General features: G+C 64.8%; 20 protein-coding genes. 7 read left to right on the forward strand and 13 right to left on the reverse strand.

The features are described from left to right. Positions 1 to 19: 19 nt before the first annotated feature. The 4 genes from M729_RS0123320 to M729_RS0123335 all read left to right on the forward strand — a co-directional run bounded on the left by M729_RS0123320 (position 20) and on the right by M729_RS0123335 (position 5,437). Positions 20 to 880: an ABC transporter substrate-binding protein gene (locus M729_RS0123320; RefSeq protein WP_027163017.1), complete on the forward strand. Its 861-nt coding sequence runs from the start codon at positions 20 to 22 to the stop codon at positions 878 to 880. Then, the gene (fhuB, locus tag M729_RS0123325) at positions 877 to 2,880 is read left to right on the forward strand and encodes a Fe(3+)-hydroxamate ABC transporter permease FhuB (RefSeq protein WP_027163018.1); all 2,004 of its coding nucleotides are present in this window, start codon (positions 877 to 879) and stop codon (positions 2,878 to 2,880) included. The genes M729_RS0123320 and fhuB overlap by 4 nt, the downstream gene beginning before the upstream one ends. 109 nt (positions 2,881 to 2,989) lie before the next feature. After that, positions 2,990 to 4,714, forward strand: a complete 1,725-nt coding sequence (locus M729_RS0123330) for an ABC transporter ATP-binding protein (RefSeq protein WP_027163019.1) — start codon at positions 2,990 to 2,992, stop codon at positions 4,712 to 4,714. Positions 4,715 to 4,750: 36 nt separating this feature from the next. Further along, positions 4,751 to 5,437 (forward strand): isochorismatase family cysteine hydrolase, encoded by a 687-nt coding sequence (locus tag M729_RS0123335; RefSeq protein ID WP_027163020.1) that lies wholly within the window; start codon positions 4,751 to 4,753, stop codon positions 5,435 to 5,437. 6 nt (positions 5,438 to 5,443) lie between these two features. Here M729_RS0123335 and M729_RS0123340 read toward each other — a convergent pair whose 3' ends face one another. Together M729_RS0123340 and M729_RS1000000137555 are read right to left on the reverse strand one after the other, a co-directional pair. After that, positions 5,444 to 6,385 (reverse strand): LLM class flavin-dependent oxidoreductase, encoded by a 942-nt coding sequence (locus M729_RS0123340; RefSeq protein ID WP_013528961.1) that lies wholly within the window; start codon positions 6,383 to 6,385, stop codon positions 5,444 to 5,446. 110 nt (positions 6,386 to 6,495) lie between these two features. Next, positions 6,496 to 6,651 (reverse strand): hypothetical protein, encoded by a 156-nt coding sequence (locus M729_RS1000000137555; RefSeq protein WP_013528960.1) that lies wholly within the window; start codon positions 6,649 to 6,651, stop codon positions 6,496 to 6,498. 289 nt (positions 6,652 to 6,940) lie between these two features. Between M729_RS1000000137555 and M729_RS0123350 the strand changes: the two genes are divergently transcribed. Continuing rightward, positions 6,941 to 7,708: an SDR family oxidoreductase gene (locus tag M729_RS0123350; RefSeq protein WP_027163021.1), complete on the forward strand. Its 768-nt coding sequence runs from the start codon at positions 6,941 to 6,943 to the stop codon at positions 7,706 to 7,708. A 68-nt stretch (positions 7,709 to 7,776) separates the two neighbouring features. On the opposite strand, the gene M729_RS0123355 is transcribed toward M729_RS0123350, so the two are convergent. The 7 genes from M729_RS0123355 to M729_RS0123385 form a co-directional block, all read right to left on the reverse strand. Next, positions 7,777 to 8,721, reverse strand: a complete 945-nt coding sequence (locus M729_RS0123355; RefSeq protein ID WP_027163022.1) for an ABC transporter permease — start codon at positions 8,719 to 8,721, stop codon at positions 7,777 to 7,779. After that, positions 8,718 to 9,773, reverse strand: a complete 1,056-nt coding sequence (locus tag M729_RS0123360; RefSeq protein WP_027163023.1) for an ABC transporter permease — start codon at positions 9,771 to 9,773, stop codon at positions 8,718 to 8,720. The genes M729_RS0123355 and M729_RS0123360 overlap by 4 nt, the downstream gene beginning before the upstream one ends. Continuing rightward, positions 9,773 to 11,284, reverse strand: coding sequence for an ABC transporter ATP-binding protein (locus M729_RS0123365; protein WP_027163024.1), 1,512 nt, complete (start codon positions 11,282 to 11,284; stop codon positions 9,773 to 9,775). The genes M729_RS0123360 and M729_RS0123365 overlap by 1 nt, the downstream gene beginning before the upstream one ends. A gap of 235 nt (positions 11,285 to 11,519) precedes the next feature. Further along, entirely contained in the window at positions 11,520 to 12,551 is a 1,032-nt protein-coding gene (locus M729_RS0123370) for a BMP family protein (RefSeq protein ID WP_013528955.1), read from the reverse strand. Between the two features lie 143 nt (positions 12,552 to 12,694). Further along, positions 12,695 to 13,900, reverse strand: coding sequence for a 3-oxoadipyl-CoA thiolase (gene pcaF / locus M729_RS0123375; protein ID WP_027163025.1), 1,206 nt, complete (start codon positions 13,898 to 13,900; stop codon positions 12,695 to 12,697). A gap of 1 nt (position 13,901) precedes the next feature. Continuing rightward, positions 13,902 to 14,702, reverse strand: a complete 801-nt coding sequence (locus M729_RS0123380; RefSeq protein WP_027163026.1) for a CoA-transferase subunit beta — start codon at positions 14,700 to 14,702, stop codon at positions 13,902 to 13,904. Beyond that, positions 14,699 to 15,556, reverse strand: a complete 858-nt coding sequence (locus tag M729_RS0123385) for a CoA transferase subunit A (protein WP_013528952.1) — start codon at positions 15,554 to 15,556, stop codon at positions 14,699 to 14,701. The genes M729_RS0123380 and M729_RS0123385 overlap by 4 nt, the downstream gene beginning before the upstream one ends. Positions 15,557 to 15,677: 121 nt before the next feature. Here M729_RS0123385 and M729_RS0123390 point away from each other — a divergent pair, with 121 nt between their 5' ends. After that, positions 15,678 to 16,448 carry an IclR family transcriptional regulator C-terminal domain-containing protein gene (locus tag M729_RS0123390; protein ID WP_027163027.1) on the forward strand — a complete coding sequence of 257 codons (771 nt, stop codon included), beginning with the start codon at positions 15,678 to 15,680 and terminating at the stop codon, positions 16,446 to 16,448. A gap of 242 nt (positions 16,449 to 16,690) precedes the next feature. Here the strand turns inward: M729_RS0123390 and M729_RS0123395 are convergent, their stop codons facing one another. Genes M729_RS0123395 through M729_RS0123410 form a run of 4 tightly spaced genes read right to left on the reverse strand, consistent with a single transcriptional unit; the run spans position 16,691 to position 21,613 of the window. After that, positions 16,691 to 17,992: an FAD-binding oxidoreductase gene (locus M729_RS0123395; protein ID WP_027163028.1), complete on the reverse strand. Its 1,302-nt coding sequence runs from the start codon at positions 17,990 to 17,992 to the stop codon at positions 16,691 to 16,693. A 2-nt stretch (positions 17,993 to 17,994) separates the two neighbouring features. Then, the gene (locus tag M729_RS0123400) at positions 17,995 to 19,374 is read right to left on the reverse strand and encodes a glutamine synthetase family protein (protein WP_027163029.1); all 1,380 of its coding nucleotides are present in this window, start codon (positions 19,372 to 19,374) and stop codon (positions 17,995 to 17,997) included. A 6-nt stretch (positions 19,375 to 19,380) separates the two neighbouring features. Further along, on the reverse strand, positions 19,381 to 20,664 hold the full coding sequence (locus M729_RS0123405) for a glycosyltransferase (protein ID WP_027163030.1): 1,284 nt from the start codon (positions 20,662 to 20,664) through the stop codon (positions 19,381 to 19,383). Between the two features lie 10 nt (positions 20,665 to 20,674). Further along, positions 20,675 to 21,613 carry a GntR family transcriptional regulator gene (locus tag M729_RS0123410; RefSeq protein WP_027163031.1) on the reverse strand — a complete coding sequence of 313 codons (939 nt, stop codon included), beginning with the start codon at positions 21,611 to 21,613 and terminating at the stop codon, positions 20,675 to 20,677. A gap of 238 nt (positions 21,614 to 21,851) precedes the next feature. Here M729_RS0123410 and M729_RS0123415 point away from each other — a divergent pair, with 238 nt between their 5' ends. Then, positions 21,852 to 22,916, forward strand: coding sequence for a spermidine/putrescine ABC transporter substrate-binding protein (locus M729_RS0123415; RefSeq protein WP_027163032.1), 1,065 nt, complete (start codon positions 21,852 to 21,854; stop codon positions 22,914 to 22,916). Positions 22,917 to 22,922 lie beyond the last annotated feature (6 nt).

The raw sequence follows: 22,922 nt of genomic DNA on the forward strand, positions 1-22,922 counted from the left end.
TGTGGCGGGCCGGCCCAAAATGGCAGCGCTGACACGGCGCCAGTATCTTGCCGGCCTCGCCGCGACCGGTCTCGCTTTGCCGGGCGGCACGGCACGCGCGGCACCTGCCCGCGTCGTCTGCCTGGAATGGACATCGGCCGAAATGGTGGTCTCGCTCGGCGTGTCGCCGCTCGCCGTCGGCGACACCAGGGGTTATGGCGACTGGGTCCAGGGCCCGGCGCTGCCGCAGGCCACCATCGACCTGGGGTCGCGCAGCGAGCCCAATCTCGAACTGCTTCGGGAATTGCGGCCCGACCTGATCGTCGGCGCCTATGGCTATGGCTTGGACGAGAACAGCTTCACCAGATTGGCGCCGACCTTCAATGTGCCGTTCTACAGCGGCAAGGCTCCACCTTACGCGCAGGCGCAGCAGGTGACGCTGCAGCTTGGCAACATGCTTGGCCGTGGGACGGAAGCAGAAAACCTTGTCGGGCGCACCGAAGCCTCGATCGCCCAAGCGCGTGCCAGGCTGGAGCGGGCGGTGCAAAAACCGGTCTGCGTCGTCAGCATGTTCGACGATCGCCATGTCCGCGTCTACGGCGCCGGCAGCCTGCTGCAGGACGTCCTCGACCGGCTCGGCCTCGTCAATGCCTGGACCGGCGCCACCAATGAATGGGGTTTTTCGACGGTCGGCATCGAGGAACTGGTCGCCGTCGGCGAGGCGCAACTGATCTCGCTCGATCCGATCCCGCCGCACGTCAGGATCAGGATCGCCCGCAACTCGCTCTGGGCCAATCTGCCCTGCGTCCGGAACGGCCAGGTGCGGACCATTCCGCCGGTCTGGCCGTTCGGCGGTCTCACTGCCGCCGCGCGTTTCGCCGAATTCGTGGCAGCGGCATGATCGCTCAGGCAATGTCCCTGCCGCGACAGCGCGACGGCATCGGCGCGCTCATCCTGCTGGTTGCCGTGCCCGCAGGTCTGGCGCTGGTGCTGAGCGTCATCGATCTCATCCACCTTCTGCCGGCGCACCTGTGGTGGCAGGCGCTCACCGCCCCCGACACATCCGATCCAGTGCAGTTGCTGTATCGCTATGCTTTCCTGCCACGTGTCGCCGCCAGCGTGCTGGCCGGCGCGGCGCTCGGTCTCGCCGGTGTCGTCATTCAGCATGTGCTGCGCAACCCGCTGGCCGAGCCGACCACGATCGGCACCAATGCCGGAGCAAGCCTCGCTTTGGCGGCCGCCACCCTCTACGCACCATGGCTGCTGGAAGGCGGCCGTGAAGGGGTGGCGCTGGCTGGCGGCGCTCTCGCCACATCAGCCGTTTTCGCACTGGCGCGCGGGCGCAGCTTTTCGCCAGTGTCGATCATCATCGCCGGCCTCGTCGTCAGCCTCACTTTCGGTTCGGCCGGCGCGCTGCTGATGGCGCTCAACCGCGAATACACCGAGGAGCTGTTCATCTGGCAGAGCGGCTCGCTGGTGCAGAATGGCGATGCGGCCGTCGTTGCTCTGGCGCCGTGGCTGCTGGCCGGCATCTGCGCCGCGTTCCTGCTCTGGCGACCGCTACGCCTGCTCGATCTCAGCGACGACGGCGCGGCATCGCTCGGCACCCGCCCGGCCGTCATCCGCCTTGCCGGCATGGCTGTCGCCGTCTCGCTTGGCGCGTTGGTCGTCGCCGAGGTCGGCGTCATCGGGTTCGTGGCGCTCGCTGCCCCGGCGCTGGCGCGGCTGGCCGGAGCGCGCACGCTTGGCCGCCGCCTGGTCTGGTCGCCGCTGGTCGGCGGCGCCCTGCTCTGGCTCACCGACCGTCTGGTGCAGCATCTGCCGTTCGCCGGCGAAATCCCCGCCGGCACCGCGACCGCTTTGCTCGGCGCGCCGCTGCTGCTGTTCCTGTTGCCGCAAATGCGAACCACCCCCGAAAGGCAGGCCGATATGATGTCGTCCGTACGCCTGCCGACAAACGGCCTGCCGTTGATCGCCGGCCTGCTGGCGCTCATCCTCGCGGTTGTCGTCGCAATGAGCTTTGGCCGTGGCGCAGGCGGTTGGCACTGGATCGCATCCGAGGATTTGACCGAGCTGCTTGCCCTGCGCGCGCCTCGCGTCGTCGTCGCCCTGTCGGCGGGCGTCCTGCTCGCGGTCGCCGGCACGCTGATGCAGCGCATGACCGGCAACCCGATGGCAGCACCCGAAGTGCTCGGCATTTCCGGCGGCGCCTCTTTCGGCGTGCTGGCGCTGCTGTTGCTCAGCGACGGCTTCGACCGCGCGGCAATGCTCGGCGCCGCACTCGCGGGCGCCTTGCTGGCGCTGACGATCGTCGTGCTGGTCGGGCGGCGCAATGCACTGTCGCCGGCGCGGCTGCTGCTTGCCGGCGTCGCCGTGGCGACGGTCGCGTCGGCCTTCGCCGCGCTGCTTCTGGCCAGCGGCGATCCGCGCACGGGCTTCCTGCTCGCCTGGCTATCGGGATCGACCTATCGCGCAACGCCCAATGATGCCTTCACTGCCGCTGCGGTCGCGGTCGCCGTCCTCGCGCTGGCGCCGCTGACGGCGCGCTGGCTCGATATAGTGCCGCTCGGCGAAACTGCCGCGCGTGGCCTTGGCCTGCGGCTTGGACGGGTTCGCGCCATTCTGCTGGCACTTACCGCGCTGGCCACCGCAACCGCGACATTGGTCATCGGCCCGCTGAGCTTCGTCGGCCTGATGGCGCCGCATCTCGCGCGCATGCTCGGCTTCCGCCGTGCCGTGCCGCAGCTTCTGGCCTCGGCCATGACAGGCGGGCTGATCCTCGTTGCCGCCGACTGGGCAGGCCGGACGCTGATCTTTCCCTGGCAGGTGCCGGCCGGGCTCATCGCCGCCTTCGTCGGCGGCCCCTATTTCATGGCGCTGATGTGGAAAGGCAGGCAATGAAGTCGGCCCTGGCATATTGCCGACCCTGCCCTGCCGATTGTAAGCAGCGCCCATCGATGGCGACCGGTGCCCTCGCCGCGTCCATCAAGACAGCTTGCGGTTCACCTCGATGATCAGACGTTTCCTGTCCTATTACGCGCCCTGGAAGGGGCTGTTCGCGCTCGACTTCTCCTGCGCGGTGCTGGCCGGCCTGCTCGAACTCGGCTTTCCCATGGCGGTCCGCACCTTCGTCGACCAGCTCCTGCCACGGCAGGACTGGACGCTGATCATCATCGCCTCGGCCGGGCTGCTGGTAATCTATCTGCTCAACACGGTGCTGATGGCGGTCGTCACCTATTGGGGCCACATGCTTGGCATCAACATCGAGACCGAGATGCGGCGCAAGAGCTTCGATCATCTGCAGAAACTGTCGTTCCGCTTCTACGACAACCACAAGACCGGCCATCTCGTCGGTCGCGTCACCAAGGATCTCGAGGAGATCGGCGAGATCGCGCATCATGGCCCCGAGGACCTGTTCATCGCCATCATGACGTTCGCCGGCGCCTTCGTGCTGATGTTCACGGTCAACATGCATCTGGCGCTGATCACGGCGGTGATCGTGCCTCTGATCGCCTGGGTGACGATGCGCTACGGCGACCGCATGGAGCGCAACTGGCAGGCGCTCTACCGGCGTGTCGGCGATTTCAACGTCCGCATCGAGGAGAATGTCGGCGGCATGCGCGTCGTCCAGGCCTTCGCCAACGAGGAGCATGAGCGCACGCTGTTCGCGCATGACAACCAGCGCTACCGCCAGACCAAGCTCGACGCCTACCGCATCATGTCGGCCAGCAATTCGCTGAACTACATGGGCATAAGGCTGATCCAGCTCGTGGTCATGATTGCCGGCAGCTACCTCGTCATCACGGGAGGCCTGAGCAATGGCGGCTTCGTCGGCTTCCTGCTTTTGGTCGGCGTCTTCGTGCGGCCGATCGAGAAGATCAATTCGGTGATCGAGACCTATCCAAAAGGCATTGCCGGCTTCCGCCGCTACACAGAGTTGCTCGACACCGAACCCGACATCGCCGACCGGCCCGGTGCCGTTACCGCCAGCGGCCTCAAGGGCTCCATCGAATATCGCGGTGTGAGCTTCGGCTACGGCGACGGCAAGCCGGTGCTGAAGGATATCGATCTCACCATCCGCGCCGGCGAAACCATCGCCTTCGTCGGGCCGTCAGGTGCCGGCAAGACCACCATATGCTCGCTGCTGCCGCGGTTCTACGAAGTCAGCGCCGGGCGGATCAGCATCGACGGCATCGATATCAGGGACATGACGCTCGCTTCGCTGCGCGGCCAGATCGGCATCGTCCAACAGGATGTCTTCCTGTTCGGCGGCTCGATCCGCGAAAACATTGCCTATGGCCGTCTCGGCGCCTCCGACGGCGCCATCGCCGATGCCGCGCGGCGGGCGCAGCTCGACGGCATGATATCAGGCCTGCCGGCCGGTTACGACACGATCATCGGCGAGCGCGGCGTAAAACTGTCCGGCGGCCAGAAGCAGCGGCTGGCGATTGCCCGTATGTTCTTGAAGAACCCGCCGATCCTGATCCTCGACGAGGCGACGTCGGCGCTCGACACCGAGACCGAGCGCGAAATCCAGAAGTCGCTGGCCGAACTTGCCGAGGGCCGAACCACGCTGGTCATCGCACACCGGCTGGCAACGATCCGCGGCGCCGACCGCATCGTCGTCGTCTCGGAGTCGGGCGTCGTCGAGCAGGGGTCGCACAGCGAACTGATCCGTGCCGGCGGAATCTATCGACGCCTGCACGACGCCCAGCATCTGGTGTCATCGCGTTGATCCACTATGGTAGCGGCCAAAGCAGGGAGCGCCCGGATGATCAAGGCAACGCCCTTCGACTTTCCCTTTGACGGCAGGCTGGTGGCCGAAAACACCGCGCTGATCGTCATCGACCTGCAGCAGGATTTCCTGTCGACGACGGGCTACTTCGCCAGGCAGGGCTATGACCCGTCGCCTCTGAGGGCGATCCTGCCGACGGTGAGCCGGCTGATCGCGGCCGCGCGCAAGGCCGGCGTCAGGGTCATCCATACCAGGCAGGGCTATAGGGCCGACATGGCCGATATGACGCCTTACGAAAAATGGCGCCGCAAGCGCTCCGGTCTCGACGGCACCGATATCCTGCTGCGCTCGGGCACGGGGTTCCAGATCGTTCCGGAGATCGACGTGGCACCGCGGGACATCATCGTCGACAAGACCTGCAACAGCGCCTTCATTTATACGGATTTCGAGCTTGTGCTCCGCGCGCAAGGCATCACGCATCTCATGTTTTCCGGATGCACGACGGATGTCTGCGTCCACACCACGCTGCGCGAAGCCTGCGACCGCAACTTTCAATGCCTGACGATTTCCGACGCCTGCGCCAGCGGCGACAAACAAGCCCACGAGGCCGCGCTTCATATGGTGACGGTCGAAGATGGCGTCTTCGGCGCGCTGGCGGATTCGGGCGCTGTCATTGAAGGCCTGTCGCGGCTTGGCGACAGGCCAGAGGCAACAAAAGGCTGAAGGAGTTCAGCCCGTTGCGCGCGTCTCCAATCCTGCACGAGACGCATATGCCCCAGGCTGGAATGCCTCGTGTTCGCGACGCGCCAGCGAATTGCGCAGCAGGGCGATCGTTTCCCGGCCGAGCGTTGCGATCTCGCGTGGCGTGTCGACACCGACAATCATGAATTCATCGATCCCGAGGGCTGCATAGGCAAGCAGCGACAGGGCGGCCTGGGCTGGCGGCCCGGCAACATCGACCGCCTTGTGACCGGAGGCGGAAGCACCCTGGTGAATCCCGACCGGAAGCGCGAAGCGCAGCTTGCCGGCCCGGCCATGTTCGGCGGCGGAGCGGCGCACCCGCTCCATCAATTGCCGGATCTCGTCGATCGAGCCCGGCGCCAGTTCAAAGACATCGGCATGTCGGCCGGCCACCTTGAGCGCCGTTCCGGACTGCCCGCCCATGCGGATGACCAGGTCGGCGCCGTGCGGTCCCTTGCGCGGCACGTAGCCGCCCTTGATGCTGTAGAACGTTCCTTCGTGGTCGAAGGGCCGGTCGTTCGACCACAGCCGCTTCAGCAGCACCAGATATTCGTCTATTCGCTGCCAGATGACGGTGTGCCCGACCGGCCGTGTTTCGGCGTCGGCATCGCTCAGCGGCTCGCTGATCATTCTCAGCGCCAGGCGTCCGCCGCTTTGCCTGTCGATCGACGCCAGTTGGCGGGCCGCCACAGTCGGTTCGACCACGCCCGCCCAATGGGTGAGCACGACTTCCAGCGACGAGGTGCGATCGAGCACCTGGGCCGCAAGATCCATGTTGGTCAGCAGTCCGGCCGAATCGTCGACGACGATCTTGCGGAAGCCGCCGTCCTCAATCAGCCCGAGCTTGGTCGCGGTCTCGGCAAAGTCGTAGAAAAAGGGAACCGCGGCATCGGCGGTCTTGCCGGGAATATGCGTGAACTCGATCGGCATTGCCATGTCCTCCGTGGTGTCGGGCGCGCGAAAGCACGCCGAGGATTCGGTTCATTCAACTCCAATTGCCTGTAAGTGGTGGGGCAGCTAACCCCGGTCGATCTGACGACTCAGGGAATAAGACCCAGAACAACGGCCCCGGTGAACACGAACGCAAGGGCAAAGACGAGATAGGCGAAAGCCCCGGCATAGGCCGGGCGGAAGGTCTGGGCATTGGCCGCCCGCTGACCACTGCGATCCGTCTGGGCGTTCTGGATATAGGACATATCGACCTCCGTCTCGTCGGTTAATCTATAAAACTTGTAGACTTTGTCGATTGCTATTTTTCGGTCAAATCTAGAATAATTTTCTCTTAGGTGACGGGAAGTTGGTAGCCACTTGCTTACAGGGGCACTCGGGCGGCCGATCCGTATGGCGCGTCCGTTTTCGGGTCTGCGTCCGAATGGACCTATGACCTTGGCCTCGCGGCACTCAATTCGTGGATTGGCCGCCCGGCGCCGGCGCGGTAGCATCGCCCAACCAGCAAAGCGAAATCGTCACATAGGGGCAAAAAAAATGGGCACAAGACTGGCCGGCAAGGTCGCCATCATTTCGGGCGGCGCGACGGGAATGGGTGGAGCAGCCTCGGAGCTGTTCGCCGCCGAAGGCGCCAAGGTGGCGATCATCGACCGCAACGGCGAGGCGGCCGCCGCAACCGCAGCGACAATCAGGGCACGCGGCCATGTCGCCGAGCATTTTGTCGCCGACGTCTCCGACGAGGCACAGGTCGAAGCCGCCGTGAAGGGTGCTAGCGAAAAACTCGGGCCCATCACCGTGCTGTTCAACCACGCCGGCACCATCGTGATAAAGCCCTTCCTGGAGACCACGGTGCAGGAATGGGATTGGCTGCATGCCGTCAATGTGCGCTCGATGTTCCTGATGACGCGCGCCGTTTTGCCCGGCATGATTGCGGCGGGCGGCGGCTCGATCGTCTGCACCTCGTCGATCTCGGCGGTGGCGGCTACTCCCAACGAAGTGCTCTATGACACCACCAAGGGCGCTTGCCACATGTTCGCCCGCGCCATCGCCGTCGAGTTCCGCGACCGCAACATCCGCTGCAACGCCGTCTGCCCGGGCTTCATCCGCACGCCGCACGGCCTGCGCGAGGTTGCCGACCTCGGCAGGCTCGGCGTCGATGTCTCGGACGCAGCGCTGGCCGCGCAGCAGGGCCGCATCGGCGAGCCGGAAGAGGTGGCGAGGGCGGTGCTTTACCTCGCCAGCGACGAGTCGAGCTTCGTCAACGGCACGCATCTGTTCGTCGACAACGGTTTTACCGCGATGTGAGGCGACGCCTGGCGCCCTTCCTCTCCCCCGTCGATCGGGGGAGAGGAAATGGCACCAAGCCCTGCTTGCTAACGCTCCTCCCTGCGAAATGGCTTGAGCAGCGCCGACGGTGCCACCGCGTTGCGCGACATCACAGCCATGGCGACGATGGTGAAGATGAACGGCAGCATCAGGAACGCCTCGTAGGGGATGTGTCCGAGCCCGCTCGCCTGCATGCGCAGCTGCAAGGCATCGACGAAGGCGAACAGAAGTGCCGCACCCGCCGAGCGCCATGGATCCCAGCGGCCGAAGACGACCAGCGCGATGGCCACCCAGCCGCGCCCCGACACCACGCCGAAGGTGAAGGCGTTGAACTGCGCCATCGACAGGAAGGCGCCGGCCAGCCCCATCAGCGCGCCGCCGAGGACAACCGCCTGGAAGCGTGTGGCGATGACACTGACACCGGCCGAATCCGCGGCACGCGGATTTTCACCGATCATGCGCACCGACAGGCCCCATGGCGTGCGGTAGAGTATGAAAGCGGCCAACGGAATGGCCAGGATCGCCATGTAGACCAGCGCGAACTGGTTGAACACCGCCGGCCCGAGCACCGGAATGTCGGACAGGATCGGGATCGGCAGCGTCTGAAAACCATTGATGTTGGGCGGCACAGACTGCTGGCCGAAGATCAGCCGGTAGAGGAAATAGGCAAGGCCCGACGAGAACAGCGTCACGCCGATGCCGCAGACATGCTGGCTGAGGCCGAGCACCACCGTGAACAACGCATGCAGCGCGCCCATCAGCATGCCGGTCAGCACCGCCGCCAGCACGCCGAGCCACAGGCTGCCGCTGAGGCTGGCAGCGGTGAAGCCTGTCATCGCCGACAAAAGCATGATGCCTTCGATGCCGAGATTGAGCACGCCGGCCCGTTCCGAGAACATTTCGCCCAGCGTTGCAAAAGCCAGCGGCGTGGCGATACGAATGATCGCGGCCAGAAAACCGACCTGGAAGATCTGTTCGAACACCGCGCTCATCGGGCAACCCCGACGCGGCGGATGCGATAGGCGGTGAACAGCAGCGCCACCAGCATGGCGAGCAGTGCAGTGCCCTGGATGACATCGCTGAGGAAGGCCGGCACGCCGGTCGCCCGCGACATCGCCTCGGCGCCGGTCATCACGGCGGCAAGGAAGATCGCCGCCGGCACGACGCCAAGCGGGTTGAGCCGCGCCAGCATGGCAACGACGATGCCGGAATAGCCGTAGCCCGGCGAGATGTCGCTCATCACTTGGAAATGCACGCCGCCGACCTCGCCGACGCCGGCCAGTCCGGCCAGCGCGCCGGACAGCAGCGCTGTCGAGATCAGCACGCGCTCGACATGGATGCCGCCATATCTGGCCGCTTCCGGGTTTTCGCCGGTGACCCTTATCCTGAAGCCGAGCGTGGTGCGCACGATCAGGAACCAGATCAGCGGTGCCGCCAGCAGCGCCACGATAACGCCGAGATGCAGCCTTGTACCTTCCATCAGCACAGGGAAATTGGCCGAATCCTCTATCGGCGGCGAGATCGGATAGCCGCTGAAGGAGTCCTTCCACGGTCCTTCGATCAGCGCCATCAGCGCGTAGTAGATGACCGAGTTGAGCAGCAGCGAACTGACGACATCGTCGACCTTGAATTTTACCCTGAGGGTCGCCGGCACCAGCGCGACCGCGGCCCCGGCCGCAGCGCCTGCGACCGCCATCAACACCATGGCGAGCGGTCCCGGCATCGGGATGGCGCCGACAAAGCAGCTGGCCACCGCGCCGGCCAGCAATTGACCCTCGGCGCCGATGTTCCAGAATTTTGCCCGGAAGGCGACCGCCACCGCCAGTCCGGTGAAGATCATCGGCGCGGCGCGCACCATCGTTTCGGTGATCGCATAGCTGTCGCCCAGCGAGGCCGTGAACATCACGCCATACGCATCGAGCACGCCGGCGCCGGCCAGCGCGATCAGGCCACTGCACAGGACAAGCGTCGCGCCGATAGCCAGCAGCGGCAAAGCGAGGTTGAACCAGGCCGGCGTAGAGGTGCGGACTTCCAGGCGAAACATCAGCTGTGCCCCTCCGCCCCGGTCATCATCAGGCCGAGCTGTGCGATCGTTGCATCGGCGCTGTCGAGCGTGCCGACAATGCGGCCCTCATACATCACCGCGATGCGATCGCAGAGCACCAGCAGCTCTTCCAGATCCTCGCCGATGACGATGATGCCGCAGCCCTTGGCCCGCATGTCGAGGAACTTTTCGTGGATGAAACGCGCCGCGCCGATATCGAGCCCGCGCGTCGGTTGCGAGACGATCAGAACCTTCGGGTCGAAAGCGAGTTCGCGCGCCAGAAGGGCCTTCTGCAGATTGCCGCCGGACAGCGCTCCCGCGCGGGTCATCGGCCCAGGGCACCTGATATCATAGGCCTTGATCTGCTCTTCCGCGAAGGCGCGGATCGCATCCGGCTTGAGCAGGCCTCTGCTGCTGAACGCGGCGGTGCCGATGCGCGGCAACACCATCGAATCCGCGAGCGGCAGGTTGGTAACCAGCCCCGTCGTCATACGGTCTTCCGGGATACGGCCGAGACCGAGCGCCTGCACCTCGCGGGGCGAAAAGCGTGAGACTTTCTGGCCGGCGATCGTCATCCGGCCGGCGTCAGGTACGCGCACGCCGGAGATGACCTCCGCCAGCGCGCGCTGGCCATTGCCCGACACGCCGGCAATGCCGAGGATTTCGCCTGCACGCACGGCAAGCGACACGTCGCGCAGCGCCGTACCCGAATGACGCGAGGTGGAAATGCCATTGAGGGTGAGCACAGCGGCACCCGGCGTCGATGGTCCCCGCGCCGGCGGCACGATCTCATGGCCGCACATCAGTTGCGCCATTGCGGACGATGTCGTGTTGGTGGGATCGTCGACGCGGCCGGCGACGCGCCCATGCCGCAGCACGGTGCAGCGATGCGTCAGTGCCCGCACCTCGTTGAGCTTGTGCGAGATGAAGATGATGCCGAGCCCTTGCGCCGCCATCGACCGCAACGCCGAAAACAGCCCGTCGACCTCGCTCGGCGCCAGCACCGCCGTCGGCTCGTCGAGGATCAAGAGCCTGGCGCCGCGAAACAGTGCCTTGACGATTTCGAGCCGCTGCTGCTCGCCGACCGACAGCGCCGAGACCGGAAGATCGGGATCAAGCGTCAGCCCATGCTGGCGGCCGATCTCGGCCAGCCGCGCCAGCCCGCCGGCGCGGTCGATCCGCCCTGTCTTGCCGGGAATCCCTATCAGCAGGTTCTCCAGCACCGTCAGCCTTGGCGCCAGATGAAAATGCTGGTGCACCATGCCGATGCCGGCGGCTAGCGCATCGGCGGAACTTGTGATCCGCACCGGCCTGCCCTGGATGAGAATCTCGCCGGCGTCGGGCGCATAGGCGCCGAACAGCACATTCATCAGCGTCGTCTTGCCGGCGCCGTTCTCGCCCAGCAACCCGAGGATTTCGCCGGGCGCGACGCTGAGATCAACGGCCTCGTTCGCCTTGACGGCGCCGAAGCTCTTGGTGATGCCGCGCATTTCGATGAGGGGGGCGGACAAGGGGGCTCCTGAACGTACGGGCTTTGCGATTCAGCTTTGATTGAGAGGAATGCGCTGCACCCCCCTCTGGCCTGCCGGCCATCTCCCCCTCAAGGGGGAGATTGGATGTCATATCGGCTTTCGCCAATTTTCTTGAAAGAACAGCGCGTCGCCGAAACTGCTAATCTCCCCCCTTGAGGGGAGATGTCCGGCAGGGCAGAGGGGGGCGCCTAGCGCCAGCCCCTCAAACCAGAACTCAATCCGAAACCGGCGTGTTCTCGTCCACGTCGACGCGGAAATTGCCTTCGAGTATCTCGGCTTTCTTCTTTTCGACCAGCTCCTTCACGTCCGCCGGCAGCGTCTTGTCGAACTTGTGGTAAGGCGCCAGATGCGAGCCGCCCTTGGCCATGCGCGAGAAGTCGCCATAGTCCTGCGCGGTGAAGACGCCGGCCTTGACCAGCTTGATCGCCTGTTCGACCGTCGGATACATGTCCCAGACCGGGCCGGTGATGACCGTATCCGGGCCGAGACTCGATTGGTCGGACATGTTGGAGATGGCAAGGATCTTCTTGTCGACCGCCGCTTCGATGACACCGAAGCGCTCGGCATAGATGACGTCGACACCGGCGTCGATCTGCGCGACCGCCGCTTCCTTGGCCTTGGGCGGATCGAAGAAAGAGCCGATGAAGGCGACCTTCTTCTTGATGTTCGGGTTGACCTCCTTGGCACCGGCGAAGAAGGCGTTGACCAGCCGGTTCACTTCCGGAATGCCCATCGCCGCGACAGCGCCGATCGTGCCCGACTTCGACATCTTGCCGGCGATCATACCGGAGAGATAGGCGGGCTCGTGGATCCAGTTGTCGAACACGCCAAAATTCGGTTCTGCGGGCCCAGCACCGGAGCCGAACAGCCAGGCGGTCTTCGGGAACTGCTTGGCGGTGCGGCGCGATTCACGTTCGGCGGCGAAGGCATCACCCAGCACCAGCTGGTAGCCGCCTTGCGCGTATTCGCGCATGACGCGGCTGAAATCGGCGGTCTGCACCTTCTCCGACCATTTGTATTCGATGCCGAGTTCCTTCTCGGCTTTCTGCAGGGCGACATGGATCTGGTTGTCCCATGGCTCCTCGATCGGCGTGGCGAAGATCGCCGCCACCTTTAGTTTCTTGTCCTTGCCGAAGGCAGCGCCCGGCAGCATTGCCGCAGCCAGGCCAAGCGCGCCCAACTCCAGCACATTGCGTCGCGAAAGCCCTTCGCGTGCGGATTGAAATCTGTTCTTTCGGTTTTCCATTGTATTCCCCTCTGTTCGACAGCCGTGTCGAGCCGGCTGTTCTAAAAATCAGACGAGGAACTATGGAACGGGTCCGGACTTTTGTCCACGTGGTCAAATTTGACCGCACCGGATTCTCGAAGTTAGCCGGAGAGACTTGCCGATCAGACCCGTTCCAGTGCGATCGCGATGCCCTGGCCGACGCCGATGCACATGGTGGCAAGCGCATACCGGCCGCCGCGCTCGCGAAGCTCCAGCGCCGCCGTGCCGGATATGCGGGCGCCCGACATGCCCAGGGGATGGCCGAGCGCGATGGCGCCGCCATTCGGGTTGACGTGTTCGGCGTCCTCGGCAATGCCGAGCTGGCGCAGCACGGCGATGCCTTGCGAGGCAAAGGCCTCGTTGAGCTCGATGACGTCGAACTGTTTTGGCGTCAGGCTAAGCCGCGCGCAGAGTTTTTGCGTCGCCGGCAGCGGGCCGATGCCCATGATGCGCGGCGCCACGCCGGCGACAGCCCCGCCGAGGATGCGGGCGATCGGCGTCAGCCCATACTTTTTCACCGCCGCCTCGGAGGCAACGATCAGCGCCGCCGCGCCGTCATTGACGCCGGAGGCGTTGCCGGCCGTCACCGTGCCGCCCTGCCGGAACGGCGTCGGCAGCTTGGCCAGCGCCTCGACCGTTGAGCCCGCGCGGGGGTGTTCATCCTTGCTGACAATGAGCGCATCGCCCTTGCGCTGCAGGATGGTCACTGGGGTGATCTCCTTCGCCAATCTTCCATTGGCTTGTGCGGCGACGGCCTTGTTCTGGCTGCGCACTGCGAAGGCGTCCTGGTCGGCCCGCGACACCGAAAAATCCTCGGCGACGTTCTCGCCGGTTTCCGGCATGGAATCGACGCCATACTGCTTCTTCATCAGCGGGTTGACGAAGCGCCAGCCGATGGTGGTGTCGTAAATCTCGGCATTGCGCGAGAACGCCGTGTCGGCCTTGGGCATGACGAAGGGTGCCCGGCTCATCGATTCGACGCCGCCCGCGATCATCAGCTCCGCCTCGCCGGCCTTGATGGCTCGGGCGGCAATGGTCAGCGCATCCATGCCGGAGCCGCACAGGCGATTGACGGTCGAGCCCGGGACCTCCTTTGGCAGCCCGGCCAGCAGCAGCGCCATGCGCGCTACGTTGCGATTGTCCTCGCCGGCCTGGTTGGCGCAGCCATAGACGACATCGTCGATCGCCTGCCAGTCGATGCCGGCATTGCGCTCAACCAGTGCCCTCAGCGGGATGGCGCCTAGATCGTCCGATCGTACCGAAGACAGCGAACCGCCGAAGCGGCCGATCGGCGTGCGGATGTAGTCGCAGATATAGGCCTCGGCCATGTCATGCAGCCTTTGCTTTTCCGGTTCCCTCATGCGCCGCCTTGGTGCGGGCCTGCAGGTCGCGCAATGTCTTCAATTCGAGTTCGCTTGGCGCCGGTGTTTCGTCAAGCGCCTCCGCGAACTTAACGACCCAGCCACAGCTCTCCTGCACCTGCTGGCGGGTGACGCCTGGATGCAGCGACACGACGGTGAATTCCTTGGTCACCGGATCCGGCTTCCAGATGGCGAGATCGGTGATCAGCAAGGTCGGACCTGATGTGTCGANNNCAAGCCGCTTGCGATGATCGCCACCCTCGCCATGGCCGAAGGAGGTGAAGAAGTCGATCTTCTCGACCATGCCGCGCTTGGTCTGCGCCATTGTGATGTAGATCTGCTTCGACGAGGTCGCGATCTCCGGCGCACCGCCGCCGCCAGGCAGCCTGGTCTTGGGATGGAGATAGTCGCCGATGACCGTGGTGTTGATGTTGCCGAACTTGTCGAGCTGCGCCGCCCCCAAAAAGCCGATCGAGATGCGGCCGCCCTGCAGCCAGTAGCGGAACATCTCCGGCACCGCGACGGTGGTGACGGCGGTCTCGCACAATTCGCCGTCGCCGATCGACAGCGGCAGCACATCGGGCGCGGTGCCGATCGTGCCGCTCTCGTAGATCAGCGTGATGTCAGGCGCATGTGTCAGCCGCGCCACATTGCAGGCCGCGGACGGTGCGCCGATGCCGACGAAGCAGACATCGTCATTCCTGAGCGCCCTGCTGGCGGCGATCGTCATCATCTCGTTGGGGGTGAAACCCAATGGATTGTCGCTCATGCCGCTTTCCTCAAATGCTCGACCCGGGCCGCGAAATCGCCGGCGCTCTTCTCCAAGACATTGGCCTGCATCCACGCCTGGAATTTTTCACGGTCGGCAGCGATCTCGTCCCATTCCAGATAGGCCGCATTGTCACGTGCATAATAGCCATGCGCATAGGACGGATGCGAGCCGCCTGGCACGACGGATATCGCCGCGATCGTCCAGCGCGGCAGCACGGTCAGATTGGGGTGCAGATCGTCGAAATTGTCGACCACTTCCTCCACCGTCACCACCGCTCGCTTGGCCGCCAGCACCGCTTCCTTCTGGATGCCGATGATGCCTTCGACCAGCACATTGCCTTGTCTGTCGGCCTTCTGCGCATGGATGAAGGTGACGTCAGGCCTGATCGAAGGAACAGCCGCCAGCACCTCGCCGGTGAACGGACAGGTGACAGACTTGATGTTCGGATTGACCGCCGCGAGGCCAGCACCGCGATAGCCGCGAAACACCGCGCAGGGCAGACCGGCCGCGCCCGCCTCATAGGCATTTGCCATGCCGGCATGGCTGTGCTCCTCGATCTCGATCGATCTGGGGAAACCGTTCTCGATGGCGTCGCGGGCGCGCCGCAGCAGGCCGACGCCGGGATTGCCGACATAGGAGAAGACAATTTTCTTCGCCATGCCCATACCGATCATCTGGTCGTAGATCAGGTCCGGCGTCATGCGGACCAGGGTCAGGTCGCGAAAACCCTGACGGATCGCCTCATGCGCCGCCGCCGTCGGGATCAGATGGGTGAAACCCTCGAAGGCGACCGTGTCATCATCGTTCAAATTCTCCGCAACAGCCTGTTTGAGCGGCAGGAACTTGACCATCGCATCGGCTCCGGGTTCAAAAAGTTCGTATTGCGAACATATGTTTTATATGCGATACTTTCTACGCTGGGGGAGGGCGAGGAGTCAATCCTGGCGTCGATGCCGTTCCCGCGGAGTTGAGATGGACGAAGAAGCCGCTTCCCGTGATCATGTCGGCTCGCTCGAGCGCGGCCTTGCCGTCATGGAGATCCTGGCTCGGCATCCCTCGGGCATGACGCTGACCGAAATGGCCGAGGAAGCGGGCCTGACCCGCGCCGGCGCCCGCCGCTTTCTGCTGACGCTCACCGCCACCGGCTATGCAACGCAAGCCGGCCGCGTGTTCTCGCTGTCGCCACGCTTGCTGACGATCGCCCGCACCTGGCTCGGCGGCGCCTCGCTCTGGGCCTTCGCCGCACCCATCATGCGCGCGGTCGCCGCACAGCTGAACGAGGCCTGTTCGGCGGCGATCCTGTCGGGTGCCGATGTCGTCTATGTCGCCCGTATTCCCGGCCGCCGCATCCTCAGCGTGTCGCTCGATGTCGGCACCAGGCTGCCGGCCTATTGCACCTCGATGGGACGCATCCTGCTTGCCGGTCTGACGCCTCAGGAATTGGACGCATTCCTCGGCCAGGCGACGATCGAGAGACGGACGCCGAAGACGATCACCGACAGGTGTTTGTTAGCCAACGCCATCGGCAAGGCGAAAGCGGACGGCTTTGCCATCGTCGACGAGGAACTGGAACTCGGCCTGCGCTCGATCGCCGTGCCGATCCGCGACCGCGCAGAACGCACGGTCGCGGCCATCAACGTCTCGACGCAATCGGCGCGGTTCTCCGTCGCGGAGATGGAGCGGGAGATTCTGCCGGCGCTGCTGGAGGCCAGGCAGCGGATTGAAGATTTTTTTGTGGTTTAAGAGGCCTTCTCCAACAACCTTCACCGTCGGCGGGACAGCGCCCCCCTCTGCCCTGCCGGGCATCTCCCCCTCTTGGGGGGAGATCGGACGTCACGCCGGCTTTCGCCAATCTCCAACGACGCAGGAATGGGCGAAGCCACCAATCTGCCAATCTCCCCCCTCGAGGGGGGAGATGTCCGGCAGGACTGAGGGGGGCGCGAAGGATCGCGGCGTTTTGCAATTCGCCGCCGCCCCGCCGACCCTCAATGCTTGATGCGATCCCGCATGGCATACCACAGCATGCCCAGCACATAGAGCGGACCGCGCAGCGCCGTGCCGCCGGGGAATGGCATCGGGGTCAGCGTCGAGAACAAATCGAGCCGCGAGGCGTCGCCTGTGATCGCTTCGGCCAGGAGCTTGCCCGACAGCGTCGACAGGATGACGCCCTTGCCGGAATAGCCATGCGCGAAATAGACCTCGCCATAGTGCCCGACATGCGGCAGCCTGGATGTCGTCACCGACACCAGCCCGCCCCAGGCGTGATCGATGCGGCAGCCCTGAAGTTGCGGGAAGGTGGCTTCCATATGCGGCCGCACGAAGCCGGCGATATCGGCCGGCGGTGACGGCGTGTAGCGCTCGCCGCCGCCGAACAGCAGCCGGCCGTCCGCCGACATCCGGTAATAGTTGACGACGAAGCGTGTGTCGGACACCGCGACATTGGCCGGGATGACATTGCGCTTGCCCTCCAGCGGCTCGGTGGCGACGATGTAGTTGCCGACCGGCATGATGCGGCTGTTGACGCGCGGCTCCAGCCCATCGAGCAGAGCGTCACCGGCCAGCACGACATGTTTTGCATGCACCGATCCCTTTGCCGTCGAGATCCGGATCGAAGGCTCACGCTCCAGCTTCACCGCCACCGAATTCTCATGGATGACGACGCCGGCAGCAATCGCCGCGCGGGCAAGGCCGAGCGTGTAGTTCAGCGGATGCATGTGGCCGCCGAGCGGCTCATACATCGCGCCATGATAGGGTGTGTCGACCTTGGCTCGGGCTTCCGCCGCCGACAGGATTTCGGCGTGCGGGAACTTCATCACCGTAGCCAGGCACTCGACCTCTTCCTCGAGATCCTTGAGGTCGGAACCGTTGACCGCGCCGACCAGATGGCCGGTCAGCCTGAGATCGCAATCGATGGCATGGCGCTCGATGATATCGAGCACCAGCCCGCGCGCCTCGAACGCAAGATCGAACAGCACCTTTGCCCGCTCAGGCCCATAGAGCTTGACCAGTCCCTTGGCGCCCTTGCGCAGGCCGGGGATCATCTGGCCGCCATTGCGGCCCGACGCGCCCCAGCCGATCTTGCCGCCTTCGAGCAGCACCACCTTCAGCCCGCGCTCGGCGGCGTGAAGGGCGGCCGACAGGCCGGTGCAGCCGCCGCCGACGACAACCAGGTCGGTGTCGACGTCGCCGACCAGCGCCGGATGGTCCGGCGCCGGATTGGCGGTGGCGACATAATAGGATTTTGCGATATCGAGGCCCGAATTGAAGCCCGTTGAACTGGAAGCCATGATCACACCTTCAGCAGAAGGTGGTCGCGTTCCCAGCTCGTCACCACGCCCTGGAACAGGTCGAGCTCGACGCTCTTTACGCGCAGATAAGTCTGGAAGAAATCCTCGCCGAGCAGTTCCCGCACCGGGCCGCAAGCCTCGAAACGATCGAGCGCCTCCTCCATCGTCTTCGGCAGCGTGCTCTTGATCTTGTAGGCATTGCCCGACGCCTCGGGCGAGCGCGCCAGTTTCTGCTCGACGCCGAGATAGCCGGCAAGCAGCGAGCCGGCGATCGCCAGGTAAGGATTGGAATCCGCACCCGGAAGCCGGTTCTCCACCCGCCGCGCCGCGCGGCCGCCGGCCGGCACGCGCAGGCCGCAGGAGCGGTTGTCGTGCGACCATTCGATGTTGGCCGGCGCGCTGTGGTTCGGCCTGATGCGGCGGAACGAGTTCACGTTGGGCGCGAACAGCGGCATGATTTCGGGGACATATTTCTGCAGACCGCCGATGAAGTGGCCGAACATTGCGGTGTCGGCATCGTCGCTGCCGGCAAACAAAGTCCTGCCGGCCTCGTCGATGACCGACATGTGCAGATGCATCGAGCTGCCGGCCTGTGCGGCGATCGGCTTGGCCATGAAGGTGGCGTGCATGCCGCTTTGCTGCGCGGCCTGGCGCGTCAGCCGCTTGAACAGCAGCACCTTGTCGGCCAGCGGCAGCGCATCGCCATGCAGGAAGTTGATCTCCAACTGCGCGGTTCCCGACTCATGGATCAGCGTGTCGAGCGGCAGGCCGGCCGCCGCCGCATAATCGTAAATGCGGCGGATCACCGGCTCGAACTCCTCGAGCCCGGCCATATCGTAGGGATGCTGCACGGTCTCGGCGCGGCCATTGGCGCCGACCGGGGCGGTCAGCGGCCGGTCCGGATCCGGATTGGGCGCGGTGAGATAGAATTCCACCTCGGGCGCCACCACCGCCCGCCAGCCGCGCTTGGCGTAGAGATCGAGCACGGCGCGCAGCACATGGCGCGGCGAGGCCATCCAGGGCCGGTCGTCCATATGGAAGGCATCGGCAAAGACATAGGCCTTGCCGGGAGCGGCACCGGGCGCCAGGCAGAGCGTCGATACATCAGGCACCATGCGCATGTCCGGATCCGAATAGGCAAAACCCTCGTCGATCGAGCCGGAATAGCGGCCGTCGATGCTGACCAGGAAAGCGCTGCTCGGCAGGTAGAGCGCGCGGTCTTCAAGCGCCTGGAGGAATTTGGCCGTCGGCAAGGCCTTGCCGCGCAGGACGCCGTTCATGTCGGGCACCAGGCACTCGACTTCGTTGATGCCGTGCCGGGCCAGCCAGGCCTTGGCATCGTTGCCGCTGGAGAGCGAGATGTTCGTGTTGTTGTCAGGCATTTTCGTTCAAATCCGTATCAGAGAGAGTATGGCTTGCGCGGCCGCATCCGTTCCGGGTTTCAGCGCCATTTGGGCTGCATTGTCCTTGAGGCGGGCGCGCATGGCATCGTCGGCCAGCAGGCCGAGAATGGCTTTCTCCAACACTCCTTCGGTCCAGCCGTCACGGCCGATATGGTCGCCGGTGCCGGTCTCTTCGGCGCGTTGCGCGTTGTCGTGTCCATCCCAGCAATAGGGCATGATCAGCGACGGCACGCCGAAGCGCAGCGCTTCGCAAAAACTGTTGTTGCCGCCGTGATGGATGAACAGATCCGACTTCGCCACCACCGAGGGCTGCGGAAACCAGGCGTCGAGATAGACATTGTCCGGCACCGCGCGGTAAGCGTCGCGCAGGCCGCCGGCATTGACGATGAAGCGCGCCGGCAGCCTGTCGAACACCACCAGCATGCGCTCGATCAGGCCGACATCCATGGCACCCAGGCTGCCGAAGCTGACATAGACCAGCGGCCCGCCATTGCGCGGGAACACCGGCACCTCGAACGGCCCTTCCGAACGCACGCAGCCCTCGAGATAGACGAAGCGCGCGGGGTCGAGCGGCTCGGCACGCTCGCGGCGCACGATCGTCGGCGTCAGCAGCAGGTTGAGATCGGGCGACGTCTCGAGGAACTGACCCTTCGGCAGCGGCCCCAGTCCGGCATCCGCCCGGAAGCGGTTGAAGCGGTCATGCGCCGGCGCGCAAGCCGCCAGATACCTGGCCTCGAACGCCGCGCGTTGCGGGTCGTCCACGCCAAGCCCCGACAGATAGGGCGGCACATTGGCGTCCGGCAGCTCGGTCTCGGCGCAGGAGACGACGCGCACCCACGGACAGCCGGCGGCGGCGATCGCCGGGAACATGATGACATTGTCGAGCACCACGGCATCCGGCTTGAGCCGTGCCAGCAATTGGCGCAGCGGCGCCTCGGCATTGACCGCGGTGTCGACGATGGCCTGCCAGGTCGGAGCGACATAGGTCTCAAGCTGGTCGATCGGGCTCAGCCTGAAATGCGGCAGGTGCCGGCGCACGAAAGCCTGCCAGTAGCTCTGGCGTTGGCTCTCGCTCAGCGGCTCGTCGGTTGGCAGCTGGTATTCCTGGAAACCATAATCGGCAAAGACGCCGGAGAAACCGGCATGGCAGATGAAGACGGGCCGGGCGCCTTTCGCACGCAGCGCCTGCGCGATGCCGACGCAATTCAACGCCGCGCCGAAGCTTGCTTCGGGAAACAGCGCGATGGTCGGGCTGGCTTTAAGCGTCAATTAATCCTCGTCATTCCGGCCGGCTGATCGTGCCGAACAGCGCGGGAGCCCCGCGGCTGGCCGCTTGCGGTCGCTGGTTGCGGGAGAGCCGCAGATGAATGCGAAGCAGATCGGCAGCCACCTCATACTGCAGGCTTTCAAGATGGTCGAGTATGACAAGGTGTTCGCGCAGCGATTGCCGCAATCGGAAGACGTTGACGCCGGCATAGATGCCCGGCAGCCGGCGCAGCCTGAGGTGATCGGCGAGCGCGTCGGCGATGAAGCGGTTGGCGCTGCCCTCGGCGAGCATGCCGTGAAAATCGATGTCCAGCCGCTGGAACTCGCGTGTGTCGAAGGCGGCGTCCGGCAGCGTCACCAGCGCTTCCATAGCCTGGCGCAACGTCGCCGCCCGCGCGCCGTCCAGCCTGAAGCCGGGCGTCAGGATGGCCGCGGGCTCGAGCAGCAAGCGGAACTCGTAGCTGTCGCCTTGCGCTTCCGGATCGTCGGGCGTGCGCCGAAACAGCCAGGACTGGCCAGGCGCACGATCCAGCAGATTCTCTTCGGTCAGTTTGTTCAACGCTTTTAATACCGTCTTGCGCTCGGCACTGTAGCGCCGCATCAATCCCGCGACGGTCACCGTCTGGTCCAGTCGCCGCGCCGAGCGGTCGCGCAGGATCGCCTCGGCCAACTCGTCCTCCTCGGCAGCGGGCAATTCCGTGGCGACCGAAGCCTGCGCGGTGAGGTCGATGGCCAGATGATAACCGGTGTCAGCCTCCCAACGCACGACGCCCCGTTCCGCGAGCAGGCCGAGTGCCGCCCGCACCGGCGTGCGCGAGACATTGCACAGCGACGCGATCTGCTGCTCGGGCAAGCGTGCACCGGGCTCGAAGCCGCGCTGGCGCGCGACATCCAGGATGCGCTGCGCCAGATCAAGATGGTTGGTGCGGGGTCGTCTGGCTGCGGCTTGCATGGCTGGTCCAGCGGAAAACGGATGACCGCATTGCTTTGACCGATCGCCCGAACGGACGCAATCGGCCAGTTTCCTCGGTCGTTTGGCAAATTATGGATTGACGTACTTTTTTCTGCAATAGTACTGTCAACACAATCGGCGAGAAAAAGACCGAGGGAACAGGATCGAGGCAGCGGCAAGGGTCGCAAGCGTTGGTCCGGCGAATGAAATTCGACGATCAACCGAATGGGAGCCTGTCATGACCGCTACCAGCCTGCGGCGCCGTGCGCTGAAAACATCTTCGATCGCACTTGGCCTGGCCTTGGCGCTGTCCGCGCCGGCGATGGCTGCCGACCTCGTCATTTCCAACTGGGACGGCTACATGGCGCCCGACGCCATGGCCGCCTTCAAGACCGCAACCGGCGTTTCGGGCGAAGTGGTGGTGCATGCCACCAATGAAGAGATCATGGGCAAGCTGATCGCCGCCGGCGGCAAGGGCTATGACGTGGTTTTTGTCTCCTCACCCTTCGCCGAGGTGCTGAACAAGCTCGGCCTCACCGAGCCGATCGACCACGCCAAGATCCCCAACCTCGCCAACCTCTATCCGGAAGCAGCCAAGCTGCCGCACGATGTCGGCAATGCCTTCTCGGTGCCCTACACCTGGGGCACCACCGGCCTCTGCTATCGCTCGGATCTGATGAAGGTCGCGCCGGCCAGCTGGAGCGACCTGCTCGCGCCCTCCGACGAATTGAAGGGCAAGACCACCATGCTGGCGACCGACCGCTGGCTGCTGGCCGCCGGCCAGCTCGACAAGGGCTATTCGGTCAACGAAACCGATCCGGCCAAGATGGCCAAGGTCAAGGATCTGCTGATCTCGGCCAAGAAGACCCTGCTCGCCTATGACGACACCACCTTCTATTCCAAGCTGGTGTCCGGCGAGGCACTGATGGTGCAGGCCTGGGACGGCTGGTGCAATTACGGCATCGCCGAAAAGCCGGAGATCAAATACGTCATTCCCAAGGAAGGTTCGGACCTCTGGGTCGACACGATGGTGGTGATGAAGGCCTCCGCCAACAAGGACGCCGCCTTCCAGTTCATCAACTTCATGCTCGACGCCAAGAACCACGCCTGGGCGGCGCAGAACATCGACTACAAGGTGCCGAACAAGCCGGCCATGGAAAGCCTGCCGGCCGATTTCCTGGCAAAATTCCCCAACATGGCGATGCCGGTGGCCGATCTCGTCAAGTTCGAGCAGTTGCGTGACGTCGGCGACGCCCAGCGCGACTATTCGAAGATCGTCAGCGAGATCAAGGCTGCGCAGTAAGCGGCG

The organism is Mesorhizobium sp. WSM1293 (genome assembly GCF_000513875.1).
Taxonomy (GTDB): Bacteria; Pseudomonadota; Alphaproteobacteria; order Rhizobiales; family Rhizobiaceae; genus Mesorhizobium; species Mesorhizobium ciceri.